We start from the raw sequence: 19,245 nt of genomic DNA on the forward strand, positions 1-19,245 counted from the left end.
ATGCCGCCGCTCTTTGACGTCTCCGGCAAGACCGCCTGCGTGACCGGGGCCAGCAGTGGCCTCGGGCGGCAGGCGGCACGGCTGCTCGCGGAAGCGGGCGCCCGGGTCGTGGGGCTGGCGCGGCGGGCGGATCAGCTCTCGGAGTGGCAACAGGAGACGGACGGCGAGACCGCAACAGTGGCCGCGGACCTGTCGGACCGGGCGGCGTTGCGCGGCATCGCCGTGGCGGTGACCGCACCGTTTGGGCCGGTGGACATCCTGATCAACGCTGCGGGGATCAATACGCGGCAGCACGCGGATGAGGTCACGGACGAGGGCTGGGACGTGACCTTGAATCTCAACCTCGCCGCGCCGTTTTTTCTGGCGCAAAAGCTGGTGCCGGGCATGAAGGAAAAAGGCTGGGGCCGGATCGTGAATTTCGCCTCGCTGCAATCGCGACGCGCCTTTGCAAATGGCATCAGCTATGGCGCGTCGAAAGGCGGTGTCGAACAGATGACACGGGCCATGGCGGAGGCCTGGTCTGCCGATGGGATCACCGCGAATGCGTTGGCGCCCGGGTTCTTCCGCACGGAGCTGACTGGCCCTGTCTTTGCCAATGCGGAGCTCGCGCAGCGTAACGCGGACCAGACCTGCATCGGGCGCAATGGCGAACCGGAGGACCTCGACGGCCCCTTGATGTTCTTCTGCTCGAAGGCGTCCGACTATGTGACCGGACAGACCCTGTTCGTGGACGGGGGGTTCACCGCAAAATGAAGGCGCTTGTCTATACCGGGGTGGAAGAGCTCACCTATATGGATCGCCCGCGCCCCGAGGCGGGCGACGGCGAGGCGCTGGTGCGGATCGAAGCCTCGGGCATCTGCGGCTCGGACATGCATGCCTATCTGGGACATGATGCGCGCCGCCCTGCCCCGCTGACGCTGGGCCATGAGGCGGCAGGTGTGGTCGTCGGCGGGCCTGAAGACGGGCGGCGCGTGACGATCAACCCGCTGGTGGCTTGCGGGGTCTGTGAGTTTTGCAAAAGCGGACGCGAGAACCTCTGCCCGCAGCGGCAGATCATTTCGATGCCACCGCGGGAAGGCGCTTTCGCCGACTACGTGGCGATGCCGCTGCGCAACCTGATCACCGTGCCGGACCACGTGCCACTCGCCCATGCGGCGCTGGCGGAACCGATTGCCTGTGGATGGCACGGGGTGCGGCTGGGCCGGGCCGTGCTGGGCGGCGATTTGTCAGGCGCGCGGGCCGTGGTGATCGGGGGTGGTGCGATTGGTGTCGGCGCGGCCCTGTCGCTGGCCGCGCAAGGGGCCCAAGATATCATGCTGGTCGAGCCCAACGAGACGCGGCGCGCGCGGCTGGCCGATGTGGCGGGCTTTGAAGTCTGCGCGCCGGGCGAACCCGCGATGCCGGGGAATGGTGCCGCGGATATCGTGATTGACGGCGTCGGCTATGCCGCCACCCGCGCCACGGCGAGCGCCATCGCGCGGCCCGGCGGGGTGATCGTGCACATCGGGCTGGGCGAGGCCGAGGGTGGTCTCGATATCCGGCGGATGACACTGCAGGAAATCACCTTCATCGGCACCTACACCTATACGGCCGCGGATTTTGCGGCGACGGCTGCAGCGATTTTCGAGGGGCGGCTGGGACGGCTCGACTGGATCGAGGAGCGGCCCTTGTCGGCAGGGCATGGCGCCTTCCAGGACATCCGCGCGGGGCGCGTGGCGGCGCCGAAAATCATGTTGACCCCGGACCATGGCGGGACCGAGACTTGAGGCTCATCCAACCCATGCGCAAAGGACATCGACATGCATAAGAAAATCATCGTTTCGCTCGCTCTGGACCACGGGATCAGCGAAGAAGCCCTGGCCATGGCGCGGCATCTGAAAGGCGACGACGGGGAGATCCATGCGGTGCACGTGCATGAAACGCCCCATGCCACCGTGACCGCCTATGTCTCGGAAGACGTCATGCGGCAGGCGGTGGACGCGGCCAAGGAAAAGCTCGCCGCGCGGGTGGCCGACACGCCGGATGTGGAGCCGGTGATGCTGCACGGCTCGCCCGGACAGGCGATCACGCAATACGCCAACAAGATCGGGGCGGACTGCATCATCGTCGGCTCTCACAAGCCCGGGCTGAGCGACTATTTCCTGGGCTCGACCTCGTCGCGGGTGGTGCGGCATGCGCCCTGTTCCGTTTATGTAATACGTTAGAAACTGCTCACAAAGCGCTGATATATATGCGCTTCATCACAAGGAGTACTTAGGTGTCCATCAGTAGTAAGATCGTGGATGACGTCGTTGCCGCGGGCATCGAATTCGTCACGACGGTGCCCTGCAAACAGCTGGCCGGTGTCATCGACGAGGTCGAGGCGCGCCCCGAGATCTACCACATTCCGTCCAACAAGGAGGATGAGGGCATGGGGCTCTGCGCCGGGGCCTTCATGGGTGGCAAGAAGCCGATGATCATCATGCAGAACACCGCGATCGGGGTGACCATCAACACGCTGGTGACGCTGACGCAGTATTATCGGATGCCGCTGCCGATGCTGATCTCCTATCGCGGCGAGCTGCGCGAGCCGGTGGCTTGCCAGGTGGAGATGGCGGTGCACACCAAGGCGCTGCTCGATCAGCTGCTGATCCCCACCTATCACTTCCACAAGGAGGCCGATGCGGACGAGCTGCCGGAAATCCTGAACTACACCTTCATGTGCAACAAACCTGTGGCGATCCTGACGGATGCGTCCTTCTGGGGAGGCTATGGCGACCAATGATCCGTTCCGAGATACTGAAAGAGATCGCCCCGATCCTGCGCGACCAGCTGGTGGTCTGTAACATCGGCATCCCCAGTCAGGAGTTGCATGCCATCGACGATCAGCCGAGCAATTTTTACATGCTGGGGACCATGGGACTGGCCTCGTCGATTGGCCTGGGTCTGGCGTTGGCGCAGCCGAAACCGGTGGTGGTGATCGACGGCGACGGCTCGATCCTGACCAACATGGGCACGCTGCCGACCATCGCGAACAATGTGGCCAAGAACTATATCCTGATGATCATCGACAATGGGTCTTATGGCTCGACCGGGGACCAACCGACATACACCGGCAAGAAGACCTCGCTGGCGAAGGTGGCCGAGGCCTGTGGTTGTGAGCGGGTGATCGAATGCCAGGATGTGGATACGGGCCGCGTGCTGCAGGAGGCGCTCGACAGCGGTGAGATGACCATCATGGTGGTGAAATGCGACAGCGGCAACGCCAAGATGCCTGTGATCACGATGGACCCCGTCGTGATCCGTGACCGGTTCATGAAAGCGGTGCAGGCCTGAATCCCTTGGGAGGGGCGAACACCATCCACTCTTATGCGGATGCCCGACGCGCTGCGCGCAGGCGTCTGCCGTGGATGGTGTTTGATTACATAGACGGGGCGGCGGGTGAGGGTGTCGCGGAAGCGCGCAACCTGGCCGCCCTGCGCGAGATCGAGCTGCAGCCACGGGTGCTGGTCAACGTGGCGGAGCGCGATCTGAGCGCGCCGGTGTTTGGCCATGCGGGGCGGGTGCCGTTCGGGATCAGCCCCATGGGGATGTGCAACCTGGCAGGCCCGGGTGCGGACCTGATGCTGGCGCGGATGGCCGCGAAACATCAGGTGCCGCATGGGGTGTCGACCGTCGCCTCAACCGCGATGGAGCGGATCATCGAAGAGGCGGAGGGCCACGCGTGGTTTCAGCTTTATTTCAGCGGGGATGGCAGTGGCACGGCGAAGCTGGTGGAGCGGGCGAAGGCCGCAGGGTACACAACGCTGGTGATGACGCTGGATGTGCCGGAGGTTGGACGACGCCCAAGGGAGCTGCGGCGCGGGTTCAAGATGCCCTTCCGGATCGGGCCGATGCAGTTCATCGATTTTGCGCTGCATCCGCGCTGGTCAATCTCGACCCTGCTGGCGGGGGCACCGGAGCTGGCCAATTTTCAGAAAGACGGGTTCACCTTTGACCGCACGGAGAGCCGGGCCGCGGCGGATTGGGCGTTTCTGAAACGGCTGCGCGACCAGTGGGACGGCAAGCTCGTCGCCAAGGGGGTGACCCATGTGGGTGATGCGGAGCGGCTGAAGGCCGAAGGTGTGGATGCTATTCAGGTGTCCAGCCACGGGGGGCGGCAATTGGATTCCGCGCCACCGCCGATCCTCGCCCTGCGCGCAATCCGCGAGGCCCTGGGGCCGGACTATCCGCTGTTTTACGACACCGGGCTGCGGTCCGGCGAGGATGTGGTGAAAGCCTATGCAATGGGCGCGAATTTCGTCTTTTTCGGACGGGCGCTTCAGTTTGCCATCGCCGCAGGCGGAGAAGCGGGGCTGGCCCGCTTCTGGGAGTTGATCACCGAGGAAGTGGGGCTGACACTGGCGCAGATGGGCCTGACCCGCCTGCCCCGACCAGCCGCTTAACCGTTGATGATGCGCGCGATCCGGCGTGCGATGGCGTCGGTGGCCTTCTTGGAGGGATGGATGCGGTCGCCCCCATGGAAGGAACGGTCACCGTAAGGCACGAGGTCCTGCAGGGAGACGAAGTGCACGCCACGGTCGGCCTTGGCCATGCGGTTGATCCGACGCTCAAGCTCGTTGCCCTCGTCGCGGCAATGCTCGATGATCGAGCCGACGCCCGGGCTGCGGAGGTAGCCCACATAAATCACCTGTGCGCCACCCTGGCGGATGTCGCCAACCATGCGGGCAATCTCACCCTGTTGGCCATCGGAGCTGAGCATGCGGTTCATGCGGTTGTCACAGCGACTGCAGCCGCACCCGAGCCACAGATCATTGCCGCCACCGTTGATGATGACCCATTCCCACTGGCCGGGGACGTATTGCTTGGAAATGTTCAGACCCATCGCGCCTGTGATCGGCAGGTGGTAGATGATGCGCGCGCCCACGACGGAGCGGTCAATCACCGGCTCCTGCAGGATCTGTTCGACGCCATCGGCGATCCCCTGATCGGTGCCTGCGTGCCAGGCCATCATCGAATCGCCCATCGCCAGAATGCGCGGGTTTTTGTCATGCGGCACGTATTCGCCACAGCCCACGAGGAACAGCACAATCGCACTGAATTGAATCAAAAGAGTTTTCATGTCACCACCACCATTTTCACAACACCCGGCTAGCCGGATTTACCCTTGCCCCTTGAGTACCGCATCGCGCCCGAAAACCCGTTAACATCCGCCCGGATGCACCCGGAAAAACACCGCAGACTTTCAGCGAATTTTAAGGATTGGCGGTGGCGCGCGGTCAGTGCGTCGCGCGGGCCTTGAGGGTCGGCGCGATGATCACGCGCTCGCCCGGGCGCTGCGGATGCGCCATGCGCATCTCGAGCAGGCGCAGGATTTCCTGCACCGTGCGGTCAATGGGGTTGCGCAGGGTTGTGAGTGCGAACTCGGGCCAGCGCGACATCGACATATCGTCAAACCCGACGATCGCGAGATCCTGCGGTACCGCGCGCCCCAGGACATGCCGCGCACAGGACAGCGCGCCGAGGGCCATCGCGTCATTGGCGCAGATCAGCGCGTCAATGTCATGCGCCTGCAAAAGCGATCGGGCCGCGAGGCGCCCACCGTCCAGCGTGTAATCCGCATTGCGATGGGCGAGGAGGTGGTGCCCGGCGGCCGAGAGCCGCTGTTGGACACCTTGCAAACGCTCGGTCTCGGACGACCAATCCGCCGGGCCGCCCAGATAGCCGAAGGCGCGCCGCCCGGTCGCAAGCAGCAGATCGACGGCCATGGCCGTGCCTGCGCGGTTGTCGCAGAAGACGCTGTCGGACAGCGGGTTGCTGCCTTGGCGGCCTGCGAAGATCATGGGAATATTGAGTTTTTCACAGGTCGCGCTGATCTCGGGGCTGATGCTGCCGCCGCGGATGATCAGCGCGTCGAGCGGGTAGCGCAGGACCGAGAGGATCGCCTGGTCGGTGACCGTGTCGCGCCCGCCCAGCACCAGCGGCCATTTGTCCGCGGCATTGAGCGCGGCCACCAGAGCGGCGACGAATTCGCTGTCGTAGTGATTGCCCAGATCGCCTGCGATGACGCCGACCAGATCGGTGCGGGTGCCCTGCAGGCTCGCGGCCAGCGCGTTGGGGCGGTAGCCGATCTGGAGCGCGGTTGTGAGCACACGCTCGCGCTTGGCGGAGTCGAGATAGCTGTCGGGGTTGAAGGCGCGGGAGACGGCGGTGCGCGACACACCCGCGGCGCGCGCGACATCCTCGGCCGTCACCCGCCGGGGGCGCTTGCCGGGCCGCTGCAGGGCGTCTTTCTCATCGCTCATGAGACCTCCCCATCGTGGCGCGCAGCGCACCGAAAGGTGATCCAGACCGTCACATGGCTGTCACCTATCTCGGTTAGCTGAACACGTGTGCACATTTGGAATCAACCCCGTTGTTACATGCCAATATGACGGGTAAGCTGACCATACATCGCCGAATGCTGCACATGAGATACTGCGCCGCGTTGGCGGGTCGCAGGACACCTGAACGCGCGTCTTGCGCAACCAACATGGGCTTGGGAGAGAAACATGAACCTTCTGAAGATTGCTGCAACAACAGCCTTTGGTCTGACGGCCACGGCGAGTTTTGCAGAAACCGAAATTACGTGGTGGCACGCGATGGGCGGCCAGCTGGGGGAATCCGTCAATCAGATCGCGGCGGACTTCAACGCAAGCCAGGACGACTACAAGATCACGCCTGTGTTCAAGGGAACCTATGAAGAAACGCTGACCGCGGGCATCGCCGCCTTCCGCGCGGGTGAGCAGCCCAACATCATCCAGGTGTTTGACGCCGGCGCCGCCACCGTGATCGGTGCCGCGGGCGCGGTCATCCCCGTGGAAGACCTGCTGGAGCAGAACAAGGTCGATTTCGACATCAACGACTATATTGCCGGCGTGCGCTATTTCTATGCGGATGCCGATGGCAAGATGATCGGCATGCCGTTCAACTCCTCCACACCGATCCTCTATTACAACGAGGAAGCGCTGGAGAAGGCCGGTGTGACCCCGCCTGCGACCTGGGAAGAGTTCGCGGAAACCACCGCACCGGCGCTGAAAGAGGCGGGCTACATCCCGCTGAGCCAGTCGCACCTGCCCTGGATCTTCACCGAGAACTTCTTCTCGCGTCATGACATCCAGTTTGCCAACAACGGCAACGGCTATGATGAGCCGGCGACCGAGATCAAGGTGAACCACCCGGCCATCAAGGCGCATTTCACCGCTCTGAAAGAGTGGAAGGACGCGGGCCTCTTTGAGTGGTATGGCACCGGCTGGGGCGACAACGCCAAGCCCTTCGAGGACGGTGAAGTGGCGATGTGGCTGGGCTCCTCCGGCTCCTTCGGTGGCCTGCTGCAGAAGGTGGAATTCCCCTTCTCCGCGACCATGCTGCCCTATTGGGAAGGTGTGACGGCCGAGCCGAAGCAGACCTTTATCGGCGGCGCGGCCCTTTTCGCGATGTCCGGCAAATCCGCTGAAGAGAACGAAGCCACCGCGCGCTTCTTCGAGTTCATGGCGTCGCCTGAGGTGCAGGTGATGTGGCACAAGGAAACCGGCTATGTGCCGATCACCGAAGCCGCGTACGACATGGCGAAGACCGAAGGCTACTATGCCGAGAAGCCTGCGGCAGAAGTGGGCATCCAGCAGCTGTCGCTGCCTGCGGGTGACTGGACCAAGGGCTATCGCATGGGCTTCTACGTGCAGATCCGCGACGTGATGAACCGCGAGTATGGCCGCATCCTGACCGGTGAGACATCGGTGGATGACGCCTTTGCGACCATCGAGGAAGAGGCCAACGCGCTGCTGGCGCGCTTTGCCAAGACCCAAGGGTAACACACCCTGCTATACTGACCAGGCGGGGCCGCATCGGCGCCGCCTGACACCTGAAGACATATAAAAACCCGGGGGACGACAGGTGAAACGCGCTGGATTTTCACATCCGTGGCTGCCCATCATGTTGCTGGTGCCACAGTTGAGCATCATCATGGTGTTCTTTTACTGGCCCGCGGGCTACGCCATCCAATCATCGTTCTACCTGCAGGACCCGTTCGGCTTTGGCTCCACCTTCGTGGGGTTCGACAATTACACCGACATTCTGGGATCAAGCGAGTACCGCCGGGTGGCGTGGTTCACGCTGTGGTATACGGCCCTCGTCACCTTCTTTTCGCTGGCCATTGCTCTGCTGCTGGCCGTGAAGGCCGACAAGGTGATCCGCGGCGCCAAGAGCTATCGCACGCTGCTGATGTGGGTCTATGCGGTCGCACCACCGGTGGCGGGGCTGATGGGGGTGATGCTCTTCAACCAGAGCAACGGGCCGCTGACCGAGCTTTACGGCTTCTTCGGCTATGAGTTCCGGCTGGGCGTGAACTACGGCGATACGGCGACGGCGATGGTGGTTGTGGCGGTCTGGAAACAGGCGCCCGTCAACTTCATCTTCTTCCTGTCAGGGCTGCAGTCGATCCCGCGCGCGGTGCGTGAGGCGGCGCTGATCGACAATGCCTCGGGCACGCGGCGGTTCTGGGACATCACCTTCCCGCTGCTGGCGCCGACCGCCTTCTTCTTGCTGATCATCAACATCACCTATGCGCTGTTTGACACCTTCGGGATCATCGACACGCTGGTCAAAAGCGAGCCCGGCAACAATCCGATGACGCTGGTCTACAAGGTCTTCGTGGATGGGTTCCGGGGCAATGATCTGGGCGGGTCTTCGGCGCAATCCGTCATCCTGATGGTCCTCGTGCTCGCGCTGACAATATTCCAGTTCCGGCTGCTCGAGCGCCGGATCCACTATACGTGAGGGGGCAGAGAGATGGCTGATATCACACAAGACCTCGCAGACGTCACCACCCCGCCGCCGCCGAAGCGGATCAAATGGGAGACGGTGACCGATCACGCGGTGCTGATCCTGGGCTCGCTCTTCATGCTGGTGCCGATCTATCTGGTCTTTGCCACCTCGAGCCACGATCCGGTCACGATCCACCGGCATGGCATGCAATGGGGGTTCGGCGAGGATCTGGGCGTCAACTTCGGGCAGGCGATGTTCGAGAAGGGCGGCTTCACCGACGAGGTGGACGGGTTCCGCATGCTGATGAACTCCTTCATCCTTGGCATCGGTTTTGCGGTGGGCAAGATCATCGTCGGCATGATGGCGGCCTACGCCATCGTCTATTTCCGCCTGCGCTTTGCGACCTTTGCCTTCTGGATCATCTTCACCACGCTGCTGCTGCCGCTGGAGGTGCGCATTCTGCCCTCCTATGAGGTCATTCAGAACATGGGGCTCGCAAATACCTATACCGGGCTGATTGTGCCGCTGATTGCCTCGGCCACGGCGACCTTCTTCTTCCGGCAGTTCTTCCGCTCGGTGCCTGAGGAACTGGTCGAGGCCGCGCGAATCGACGGCGCCGGGCCGGTGAAATTCTTCATCGACATCCTCGTGCCGCTGAGCCGCACGATGATCGCGGCGATGTTCATAATCATGTTTGTCTTCGGTTGGAACCAGTACCTCTGGCCCACGCTGATCACCACCGATGAGAGCCTCTTCACGCTGGTGCGCGGCATCCGGCAGATCATCCAGGTCTATACCGACGGCAACTCGATCCCCGAATACGGGCAGGCGATGGCGCTGGCGCTGATCGCGATGATCCCGCCGGTGGCGATCGTGGTGTTTTTCCAAAGCTGGTTCGTCAAGGGCCTCACAGAATCCGACAAGTAAGGAGCCACTACCATGGCAAAGGTGAAACTGGACGGGGTGCGCAAGGTCTATCCCAATGGTGTGGAAGCGGTGGAGCCCTGCGACGTCGATATCCCGCATGGGGAGTTGGTGGTGCTGGTGGGCCCGTCGGGCTGTGGCAAGTCCACTCTGCTGCGCATGGTGGCGGGGCTGGAGGAGATCACCGACGGCACGCTGCACATCGGTGACACGGTGATGAACGACGTGGAGCCCGCGAACCGCAACATCGCGATGGTGTTTCAGAACTATGCGCTCTACCCGCATATGACCGTGGCCAAGAACATGGGCTACGGGCTGAAGAACCGCGGGCTGCCGAAATCCGAGATCGAGGCGAAGGTGGCCGAGGCGGCGAAGATGCTGAACCTCGAAGAATACCTCGACCGGCGGCCCAGCCAGCTGTCAGGTGGGCAGCGGCAGCGGGTGGCGATGGGGCGCGCGATTGTGCGCTCGCCGGACTTGTTTCTGTTCGATGAGCCGCTGTCGAACCTTGACGCCAAGCTGCGCAACCAGATGCGGATCGAGATCCGCGGGCTGCAGCAGCGGTTGGGTGTGACGGCGATGTATGTGACGCATGATCAGGTCGAGGCGATGACGCTGGCCGACCGGATCATCGTGCTGAATGCCGGCCGGATCGAGCAGATCGGGACGCCAGCGGAGATCTACAGCCAGCCCGCCTCGACCTTCGTGGCGAGCTTCATGGGGGCGCCGCCGATGAACATCTTCTCCGGCACCAGCGATGGGCAGCAAGCGACGCTCGACGGGGGTGTGTCGCTGAACGGCGCGGGCGCACCGAGCCAGACCGGCAAGATCCAGATCGGCATTCGGCCTGAGGATGTGGCGCTCGATGCGAGCGGCCCCCTGCCCTTCGAGGTGGATATCGTCGAGGAGTTGGGCGCGCATCGGCTGCTGCACGGACGGCTGAGCGGCCAGCCCTTCTCGGTCAGCGTGAACAAGGACGAGCCTGCCGGGACCGGGCCTGCGAAGGTCGCGTTGAAACCCGGTGCGGTGCATTTCTTCGACGCGGAGGCAGGGCGCCGCTTGTGACCCAACTCTTTGACCGGCTGCCGGATGTGACGGACAGCCAGCGCGCGGCGATCTTTGCCGCTGCGCGCACGTCTGACGCCCATGCGCAGCTCATGGCGGACATCCCGGCGATGACCGGGCTGGAAGTAGGCGGCTCTGGCACCGGCGTGCCCCTGGCGGGCGAGATCACGATCGCCGCCTGGAACCTTGAGCGTTGCTTGTTCCCGGAGAAGAGTGCCGCGCTGCTTCAGGCGCACGGCGTTCAGGTGGCGTTGCTGAGCGAGGTCGATAGCGGCATGGCGCGCACGGCCCAGCGCAACACCGTGGCCGCGATGGCCGAGGCGTTGGGGATGCATTATGCCTATGGGGTCGAGTTCTACGAGATGGACCTTGGCGGCCCGACCGAGCGGCACTTCTGCAAGGATGATTTCAATCTGCATGGGTGGCACGGGAACGGCATCCTGTCGTCCGCGCCCTTCGAGCGGCTGGCGCTGATCCGGCTCGATCTTGACGGGCATTGGTTCACTGGCGGTGCGGGTGACACGGGCCAGCCGCGGGTTGGTGGGCGCATGGCGGTGGCGGCGGTACTGCCGACCGAAGGCGGCCCGATCTGCGTGGTCTCGACCCATCTGGAGAGCAACGCGCAGGCGCCGCATCGCCATGCAGAGTTTGCCAGGCTGCTGGCCGAGGTGGACACCTTTGCCGGTGACATGCCGGTGCTGATCGGCGGCGATCTGAACACCGGCAACCACATGCCGCCCGATTTCGACTGGCGCAAGGAAACCCTCTTTGGGCTGGCCGAAGCGCAGGGCTATCACTGGTCGATGACGCCCGAGGGCATGACCACCCGGAAGAGCCTGATCACCCCGCACCCGACCCGCACGATGAAGCTCGACTGGTTTTGCCATCGCGGGCTTAAAGGTGCGGGCGGTCAGATCGTGCCTGCGCTCGCCGCCGATGAGACGCCACTGTCGGATCATGAGTGCATTGTCGGGCGGGTGACGGTGGCGGTTTAGGCCTGCACGAAAAAAATTTGCGCCGAATGTCGATTGGCGCGGCTCTGCCCCGTCGTGGGGGTGAAGCGGCAACGATGCCCTTCCCCACAACGAGGAGACAGAGACATGACATTTGCAACCACAGCCCTTTGGATCGCGGGCGGCCTGATCGCGGTGAGCGCGGCCACGCTTGCCCTGCCCCGCCACGTGAGCGTGGAACGTTCGGTGGTGCTGGAGGCCGCGCCTGACAAAGTGTTGGCGCTTGCCGCGTCGAACAGCGGCTACCAGGCGTTCAACCCCTACAAGACGCGCGATCCGGAGTTGAAGATCGACCTTTTTGGGCCGGAGGCGGGCGTGGGCTCGGGCTTTCACTTCGACGGCAAGGAGGGCAAGGGGCATCAGACTGTGGCGGATGTGAGCGCCGATACGGTGACATATGCCATCGACCTCGGCGCCATGGGCCAGCCGATGCAGGCGATCCATGCGGTGCCCGCCAAGAACGGCACGCAGGTGACCTGGCGCGTGGAGAGTGACATGGGGGTCAACCCGGTCTTCCGGATCTTCGGTCTCTTCATGGAGCGGATGATGGGCCCGACGCTGGAGCTGGGTCTTGAAAACCTGCGCAAAGCCGCCGCTTAATACGCTCAGCCAACAGGAGAAAACCCATGCGATATACATTTTTGCTCTATTCCGATCCGGCCGATTTCGCCCATATGACGCCCGAGGACTGGGCGCGCGAGAAAGAGGTCTATGGCGCCTATATCGGCGCGCTGCAGGAGGCGGGTGTGTTTGTCGATACCGACTGGCTGCACCCCGCGGAGACGGCGACAACGATCACCCTGAAAGACGGTGAAAGACGCGTGCAGGACGGCCCCTTTGCCGAAACCAAGGAGAGCCTTGGCGGGTTCTTTGCCATCGAGGTGCCCGATCTCGACGCGGCCCTCGCCTGGGCCGAGAAATGCCCCGCGGCGAAGACCGGGAAGGTCGAAATCCGCGCCTCGGCGATGGGCGATTATTGAGCCCCGCTGACGCCGCACGGCGCGCCGAGGATATGGCCCGCGGGGCTTATGGCAAGCTGCTGGCGATGCTCGCCAGCAGCACCGGCGACATCATCGCCGCCGAGGACGCTCTGGCCGATGCATTCGTTGCCGCTTTGAAATCCTGGCCGGAGCGCGGCGTGCCCGACCGACCCGAAGCCTGGCTGCTCACCGTGGCCAAGAACAAGCGGATCGACGGCGCACGCAAGGACAAGCGCCTTGTGATCACCGAGGAGGTGCCGGAGATGGCTGCACCTGTAGAGACCGAAGCACCCCTTGATGAGCGGCTGAAGCTGCTCTTTGTCTGTGCGCATCCGGCGATTGATGCGCAGGTGCACACGCCCCTGATGCTGCAGACGGTGCTGGGGCTGGAGGCGGAGGAGATTGCGCGCGCCTTCCTGACCTCGCCTGCGGCCATGGCGCAACGGCTGGTGCGGGCCAAGCGCAAGATCAAGGCGGCGGGCATCCCCTTCGTTGTGCCGGAACCGGAGCAGTATCCGGAGCGGATGGGCACGGTGCTCGAGGCGGTCTATGGCGCCTATGCGGTGGACTGGATGGAGGGCGCGGGTGATCTGTCGCATGAGGCGTTTTTTCTCAGCACCGTGCTGGCTGATCTGGCGCCGGAGGATCCGGAAGCGCTGGGTTTGACGGCGCTCATCGGCTTCGTCGAGGCGCGCCGGGGGGCGCGGCTGCAGGACGGCGTACTGGTGCCTGTGCCCGAGCAGGACACGGGCCTTTGGGACGCGGCTCTGATCGACCGCTCTGCCGCGCTTTTGCAGCGCGCGGCGGCCCATGGGGTGGTGGGGCGGTTTCAGCTGGAGGCGGCGATCCAGTCGGTGCATGCGGCGCGTGCGGTGACAGGCCGGACGGACTGGCGGGCGCTCTCGCAGCTCTATGCCGGGCTGGTACAAGCCTTCCCGACCATCGGTGCGGCGGTCAGCCGGGCGGCGGTGGTCGCGGAAGACGCAGGTCCTGCCGAAGGGCTGGCGCTGCTCGACCAGATCGGGTTTGACGGGCTCGCCCGGTATCAGCCTGCCCATGCGGTCCGCGCCCATTGCCTGGCAGGGCTGGGGCGCAAGGCCGACGCGGCGGAGGCCTATGCCAAGGCGATCGCGCTCTGCACGGATGTGCCGTCGCGCCGGTGGTTGGAGCAAAAGGCGGCGCGTTTGCGAGACGGCGCGTCCTAGGCTCACAGCGTCGCGCCCCTTGCAGGGGCACTCCCGCATCGTTAGATACACCTCACGCCTCGTCGCTCGGGGCGATGGAGTTTGTATGTTTACGACAGAGACCCGGCGCTAGGGTCCAGCACGCTGGACCGATCTGAGCCATAGGACGTCCGCGCAAGCGCCCGGACGCCCGTTCTGCTGACATACACTCACGAGACAGTCCATTGAATATCTCAAAACACGAGCAGCGTGTGCTGCATGCCCTTGCCCAAGGCGGGGCCATTCACTTTGAGCGCTTGCCGAGCGGCAAGGTCCACGAGGTCTTTTGCGTCACGCGCGACGGTCACGTGCTGGCCGATTGCACGCTGGCGCTCTTTGACCGGCTGAAGAAGCGCGGCTTTATCCGGTCGCGGCGCGGCCAGCCCTACCGGGCCACGCGCGCGGGCATCACCGCCGTGCGGGCGCAACTTGACAACCGATAGGAGAGCGACGTGACCGATATCATCCTACGACCAACCGAAGATGGCGATCTGGTCGCCTTGGAGCAGGTGGTGGCGGCGACCGGCCTCTTCCCCAGTGAGATGCTGGCGGAGATGCTCGCGCCGGCGCTGGCCGGAGCGGGTGCTGCGCTTTGGCTGACCTGCTGCATCGCAGAGGGCCCTGTGGGGTTCAGCTATGCCGAGCCCGAAGTGCTGACGGAGGGCACCTGGAACCTGCGGGCACTGGCGGTGCATCCGGACCGGCAGGGAGCTGGATGCGGTGCGGCCCTTGTCCGCGGTACCGAGGAGCATCTGCGGGCCGAAGGGCAGCGGCTGTTGATTGTCGAAACCTCGGGAACAGAGGCCTTTGCGCCGATCCGCCGGTTCTATGCCCGGCTCGGCTATCAGCAGGACGCCCGCGTGCGGGACTTCTGGGCTGAAGCCGACGACAAGATCATCTTTCGCAAAGCTCTGAGCTGAGATCGCCCGCCCGCCGCGGCACGTCTCCGTGCCGCGGCGGGCGGGCGCGCCCTGTCCAAAGCCCTGCGCCTCAATGCAGGCCGCCAGATACCTCAACTCCCGGGCTGCCGTCAGGAAAGTCGCACTGGTCGCGCACCCTCGCCCGAGCCAGATTTGCTTCGGAATCGCGGGTCCCCGACACCCCTTGGCGCAGTTCAGATAAACTTGACATAACCGAGGCATCGCCGTGACAAACCAGCGTCGCACACGACTGTATGCGGAAGTATGCCGTTTTGTGGTAAGCGCTTGCACGGTTTTCCGCTGACGAACAATGCATACGTTAACGAATACTTGACGCTTCTTCCCTACGCCTCCTAGCCGTTAGCCACGTTTTGTTTTGGTAACGATTTTTGCTCTGACCGAGCACTCCAATCCGCACCAACATTGAGGCACTCATGGCGACTATCTCCGGCGAACAGAAGACCTGGCATAAAGTAACCCTCGACTTCGAAGCCCCCCAGACATTCAACGAAACCGCATCGACCTTTCGGGATTACAGGCTCGACGTCTCCTTTCTGAACACCGACACCGGCGAAGTGATCACCGTGCCGGGCTACTTCGCCGCCGACGGCAATGCCGCCAACAGCAATGCCACCTCGGGCAACATCTGGCGGGTGAATTTCAACCCGCCCTCTGACGGCAACTGGGAGTATGAGGCGACCTTCCGCACCGGCACCGACATCGCCGCCAAGACCTACGCCGAGGCCCCGAACGCGGGCCAGGCCGTCGGCTTCATCGACGGCGACAGCGGCAGCTTCAGCGTCGCGCCCACCGACAAGACAGGCGAGGATTTCCGCGCCAAGGGCATGATCGTGCAGGATGAGGGCACGCATTTCCTGCAACACCAGGGGGATCAGGATTACTTCGTGCGCGGTGGCCCGGGTGTGCCGGAGAATTTCCTCGCCAACAAGGATTTCGACAACACGGCAAACGGCCGGCACGACTATGCTACCCATATTGGTGACTACAACGCGGGCGATCCCAGCTGGGACGGCGGCAAGGGCAAGGCGATCATCGGCGCGGTGAATTACCTCGCCGAGCAGGGGCAGAACACGATCTACATGCTCACCAACACATCGGGCGGCGACGGTCAGGATGTCTCGCCCTGGACCTTTGCGGCGCAGAACACACCCAAGTTCGACCAGGGCATCAGCAACAGCGAGCAGGACAAGTTCTCGACCTATGACGTCTCGAAGCTGTCGCAGTGGGAGATCGTCTTCGACCACATGGATGCAAAAGGCATCTACAAGAACGTGCTGCTGCAGGAGACGGAGAACGACCAACAGCTGGATGGCGGAACGAACGCGGACGGCACCTCGCTCAGCGTCGAGCGGCTGGTCTACATCCGCGAAATGGTTGCACGCTTTGGCCATAACAACGGCATCCAGTGGAACATCGGCGAAGAGAACACCAACACCAACCAGCAACGCGCGGATCAGGCGGAGTACCTCAAATCCGTCGATGCCTATGACCATCTGGTCACGATCCACAGCTTCCCGAACCAGATCGATCAGGTCTATAACCCGCTACTGGACGACGAGGCCTTTGATGGCCCGTCCTTCCAGACCAACCGCAACTCCATCCGGGACCGGATTGAGGAATATCGCGATAAATCCGACGCCTCGGGCGATCCCTGGGTGCTGACCTGGGATGAGGACGCCAGCAGCAACGGCAAGATCGAAGCGGGCAGCAATAACTTCGACGCGCCCAATCACGTCGGCCAGCGGGATGCTTTCTGGGGCGTGCTGACTGCGGGAGGGTCCGGCGGCAACTGGTATCTGAAGGACGACAATGCCTTCTCGCTCGACCAGAACTATGACGATTTCAAACAGCACGAGGCGCTCTGGACCTGGACGGCGGCGGCCACCGACTTCTTCAACACCTACGTCCCCTTCTGGGATATGGAGCAGGCGGATGGCCTGACCTCGGACAACGATGACTATGTGCTGGCCAAGGACGGGGAGTACTATGTGATCTACCTGCCCTATAGCGAGGCGGGCGACGTCAAGCTGAACCTGAGCGACCAAGGCGGAGAGACCTTCGATGTCTTCTGGTACAACCCGCGCACTGGCGGCGAGTTGATCCCTGACGGTCAGGTGTCTGGCGGCAGTGTGCAGCAGATCGGCGGCGCGCCACAGGATGGCGGCAAGGACTGGGTGCTTCTGGTGCGCAACACCGATGCACCGGAGTTCCCCACCCTGCCCAGTGGCCAGCAGCCGCAGCCCCCTGTTGACCCACAGCCACCGGTCGATCCGGAGCCGCCGGTCGATCCGCAGCCTACGGGCGATGCCTATTACAAGATGGAGAACGGCCGGGTCGTGATGCAGGCGGAGGACGGCACATTCGTCTTCGAAGACAATGCCGCCAATGACACCTGGAGCCTGACCAACCAATTCAGCGGCACCAAGGGGGATGGCGCGCTGCTCTGGACCGGAGGTGACTTCTTCGGCGGAGCCAACGCGGGCACGGCCAAGACCGCGCCGCTGGAGTACAAGTTCGAGGTCGACAGCCCGGGCACCTACTACCTGTCGCTGCGGGCCGCACGGCCCGAGACGGGCGAGCCCGGTGACCGGAACAACGACTTCTTCGTGCAGTTCGAGGACGAGGGCTACAAGAAGATCTTCTTCAGCGGCGCGCGCGACAGCTACACCTGGGCCACGACCTTCGACGTGCATGAAAAGAAGAGCCCGTCGACCTATGAGATCACGCAGCAGATGATCGACGAGAACGACGGTGTCTTCACGCTGACGCTCTCGGCGCGGTCGCGGCAGGCGGCGGTGGATGAGATCCACATCCAGAAAGGCGGGTTCAGCCGGGACAACAGCGCGCCGACCTCGGATCTGGTCAACGGCGGCAGCGGACCGGTGAACCCCGGCCCGATTGATCCGACACCGGTAGAGAATGACGCGCCGGTGGCCGTCGATGACGTGGCGAGCACCGGGCAGAACCAGACCATCCTCGTGGATGTGTTGGACAACGACAGCGATCCGGACGGCGACGCTCTGACGATTTCGAATGTCTCTTATGATGGCGACACTTCCATCGTCAGCGTCAAGAACGGGCAAATCGAGGTGAACCCGCTGAGCGCCGCACAGAACGCGCGCACCGAGACGATCACCTATACGGTATCGGATGGAAAAGGCGGCACCGATACGGCGACGCTGGAGGTGGAGATCGGCGATCCAGACAGCGGGCCGACCGACCCGACGCCTCCCGTCGACCCGACACCGCCCGACCCCACACCGACACCGAACGCGGCGCCGGTCGCGGTGGACGACAGCGCATCGACCGGGCAGAATCAGACCATTGTGGTCGACGTTCTGGGCAATGACAGCGACCCGGACGGTGACGCGCTGACGCTGACGGATGTGTCTTATGCGGGGTCGACGTCGATCGTGACGATCGAGAACAACAAGATCAAGGTGAACCCGCTGAACGCAGCCAAGGCCGACCGGACAGAGACCATCACCTACACGGTCGAAGACGCCGATGGCACGACTGCGACCGCGACGCTGAGCGTCGATATCGGCACGCCCGGCGGGGCGCCTGTGGACCCGACGCCGCCCGTCGATCCGACACCGCCCGATCCGACGCCCGCGCCAAATACGGCCCCGGTGGCGGTGGATGACAGCGCTGCAACCGCGCAGAACAAGACCATCGTGGTCGATGTGCTGGGCAATGACAGCGATCCGGATGGGGATGCGCTGACGCTCTCGAATGTCTCTTATGACGGGTCAACCTCGCTGGTCTCGATCGAGAACGGCAAGATCAAGGTGAACCCGCTGAAGGCGGCAACCGAGGCGCGGACCGAAACGATCACCTACACGGTCGAGGACGCAGAGGGTGCAACCGACACGGCGACATTGAGCGTGCAGGTCGGAACGCCAAGCGAGGATGTCTCGCCGACACCGCCCGCAACGCCGCCTGCCGACCCACCCGCCGCGGAAGAGCCGCCAGCGCCCGAAAGCTTCCTCGATTTCTTCATCGCGGATGCGGGGACCAACGAGACGCTGCGGTCGCTGGAGGATGGCGACACCATCGCGGCGGACAGCCTCGGCGATATGGCCACCTTCTATGCCGAGGCCGACGGCTTCGACTTTGACCGGGTGAAGCTGACCTTCGAGGGCACCACCAGCACGGAACGGTTCGAACCCTATGCGCTCTTCGGAGACATCAAGGGCGACTTCAAGAAGGGGCTCGACCTCGATCCCGGCAGCTATGTGCTTGAGGCGGAGGGCTTTGATGCCGATGGGCAACTGGTCGAATCCATCGTGCTCACCTTCGAGCTGGTCTGAGCAGG

The 19,245-nt window shown here is 63.7% G+C and carries 19 protein-coding genes; 17 read left to right on the top strand and 2 right to left on the bottom strand.

Going from position 1 to position 19,245, the window contains the following annotated elements; genetic code table 11:
• The 6 genes from ACVC7O_RS16080 (at position 1) to ACVC7O_RS16105 (ending at position 4,424) form a co-directional block, all read left to right on the top strand.
• The gene (locus tag ACVC7O_RS16080; protein ID WP_458323125.1) at positions 1-753 is read left to right on the top strand and encodes an SDR family NAD(P)-dependent oxidoreductase; all 753 of its coding nucleotides are present in this window, start codon (positions 1-3) and stop codon (positions 751-753) included.
• On the top strand, positions 750-1,766 hold the full coding sequence (locus ACVC7O_RS16085; RefSeq protein ID WP_458323126.1) for an alcohol dehydrogenase catalytic domain-containing protein: 1,017 nt from the start codon (positions 750-752) through the stop codon (positions 1,764-1,766). Before ACVC7O_RS16080 ends, ACVC7O_RS16085 begins: the two co-directional genes overlap by 4 nt.
• Positions 1,767-1,799: 33 nt before the next feature.
• Positions 1,800-2,204 (top strand): universal stress protein, encoded by a 405-nt coding sequence (locus ACVC7O_RS16090; protein ID WP_458323127.1) that lies wholly within the window; start codon positions 1,800-1,802, stop codon positions 2,202-2,204.
• Positions 2,205-2,257: 53 nt separating this feature from the next.
• Positions 2,258-2,764 carry a sulfopyruvate decarboxylase subunit alpha gene (gene comD, locus ACVC7O_RS16095; protein WP_458323128.1) on the top strand — a complete coding sequence of 169 codons (507 nt, stop codon included), beginning with the start codon at positions 2,258-2,260 and terminating at the stop codon, positions 2,762-2,764.
• Positions 2,761-3,315, top strand: a complete 555-nt coding sequence (gene comE / locus ACVC7O_RS16100) for a sulfopyruvate decarboxylase subunit beta (protein ID WP_458323129.1) — start codon at positions 2,761-2,763, stop codon at positions 3,313-3,315. The genes comD and comE overlap by 4 nt, the downstream gene beginning before the upstream one ends.
• A gap of 74 nt (positions 3,316-3,389) precedes the next feature.
• Positions 3,390-4,424, top strand: a complete 1,035-nt coding sequence (locus tag ACVC7O_RS16105; protein WP_458323130.1) for an alpha-hydroxy acid oxidase — start codon at positions 3,390-3,392, stop codon at positions 4,422-4,424.
• Here the strand turns inward: ACVC7O_RS16105 and ACVC7O_RS16110 are convergent.
• Positions 4,421-5,101, bottom strand: coding sequence for an SGNH/GDSL hydrolase family protein (locus ACVC7O_RS16110; protein ID WP_458323131.1), 681 nt, complete (start codon positions 5,099-5,101; stop codon positions 4,421-4,423). The two genes, ACVC7O_RS16105 and ACVC7O_RS16110, sit on opposite strands and share 4 nt — an antisense overlap.
• Positions 5,102-5,258: 157 nt before the next feature.
• The gene (locus tag ACVC7O_RS16115; protein ID WP_458323132.1) at positions 5,259-6,284 is read right to left on the bottom strand and encodes a LacI family DNA-binding transcriptional regulator; all 1,026 of its coding nucleotides are present in this window, start codon (positions 6,282-6,284) and stop codon (positions 5,259-5,261) included.
• Positions 6,285-6,530: 246 nt separating this feature from the next.
• Between ACVC7O_RS16115 and ACVC7O_RS16120 the strand changes: the two genes are divergently transcribed.
• The 11 genes from ACVC7O_RS16120 (at position 6,531) to ACVC7O_RS16170 (ending at position 19,240) form a co-directional block, all read left to right on the top strand.
• The gene (locus ACVC7O_RS16120; RefSeq protein ID WP_458323133.1) at positions 6,531-7,829 is read left to right on the top strand and encodes an extracellular solute-binding protein; all 1,299 of its coding nucleotides are present in this window, start codon (positions 6,531-6,533) and stop codon (positions 7,827-7,829) included.
• A gap of 82 nt (positions 7,830-7,911) precedes the next feature.
• Positions 7,912-8,793: an ABC transporter permease subunit gene (locus ACVC7O_RS16125; protein WP_458323134.1), complete on the top strand. Its 882-nt coding sequence runs from the start codon at positions 7,912-7,914 to the stop codon at positions 8,791-8,793.
• Between the two features lie 12 nt (positions 8,794-8,805).
• Entirely contained in the window at positions 8,806-9,708 is a 903-nt protein-coding gene (gene ugpE, locus ACVC7O_RS16130; protein ID WP_458323135.1) for a sn-glycerol-3-phosphate ABC transporter permease UgpE, read from the top strand.
• Between the two features lie 12 nt (positions 9,709-9,720).
• Entirely contained in the window at positions 9,721-10,770 is a 1,050-nt protein-coding gene (gene ugpC / locus ACVC7O_RS16135) for a sn-glycerol-3-phosphate ABC transporter ATP-binding protein UgpC (protein WP_458323136.1), read from the top strand.
• Entirely contained in the window at positions 10,767-11,765 is a 999-nt protein-coding gene (locus ACVC7O_RS16140; RefSeq protein ID WP_458323137.1) for an endonuclease/exonuclease/phosphatase family protein, read from the top strand. The genes ugpC and ACVC7O_RS16140 overlap by 4 nt, the downstream gene beginning before the upstream one ends.
• A 105-nt stretch (positions 11,766-11,870) precedes the next feature.
• Positions 11,871-12,383 carry an SRPBCC family protein gene (locus ACVC7O_RS16145; RefSeq protein WP_458323138.1) on the top strand — a complete coding sequence of 171 codons (513 nt, stop codon included), beginning with the start codon at positions 11,871-11,873 and terminating at the stop codon, positions 12,381-12,383.
• Positions 12,384-12,409: 26 nt separating this feature from the next.
• Positions 12,410-12,763 (top strand): YciI family protein, encoded by a 354-nt coding sequence (locus tag ACVC7O_RS16150; protein ID WP_458323139.1) that lies wholly within the window; start codon positions 12,410-12,412, stop codon positions 12,761-12,763.
• Complete coding sequence (locus ACVC7O_RS16155; RefSeq protein WP_458323140.1) at positions 12,760-13,968, top strand: RNA polymerase sigma factor; 1,209 nt, start codon at positions 12,760-12,762, stop codon at positions 13,966-13,968. The genes ACVC7O_RS16150 and ACVC7O_RS16155 overlap by 4 nt, the downstream gene beginning before the upstream one ends.
• 203 nt (positions 13,969-14,171) lie before the next feature.
• On the top strand, positions 14,172-14,429 hold the full coding sequence (locus tag ACVC7O_RS16160) for a YjhX family toxin (protein ID WP_458323141.1): 258 nt from the start codon (positions 14,172-14,174) through the stop codon (positions 14,427-14,429).
• A gap of 9 nt (positions 14,430-14,438) precedes the next feature.
• Positions 14,439-14,906, top strand: coding sequence for a GNAT family N-acetyltransferase (locus tag ACVC7O_RS16165; protein WP_458323142.1), 468 nt, complete (start codon positions 14,439-14,441; stop codon positions 14,904-14,906).
• Positions 14,907-15,340: 434 nt separating this feature from the next.
• A complete protein-coding gene (locus tag ACVC7O_RS16170) occupies positions 15,341-19,240 on the top strand; it encodes an Ig-like domain-containing protein (protein WP_458323143.1) in 3,900 nt (1,299 codons plus the stop codon).
• Positions 19,241-19,245: the final 5 nt, after the last annotated feature.

It is taken from the genome of Roseobacter cerffii (genome assembly GCF_054226325.1).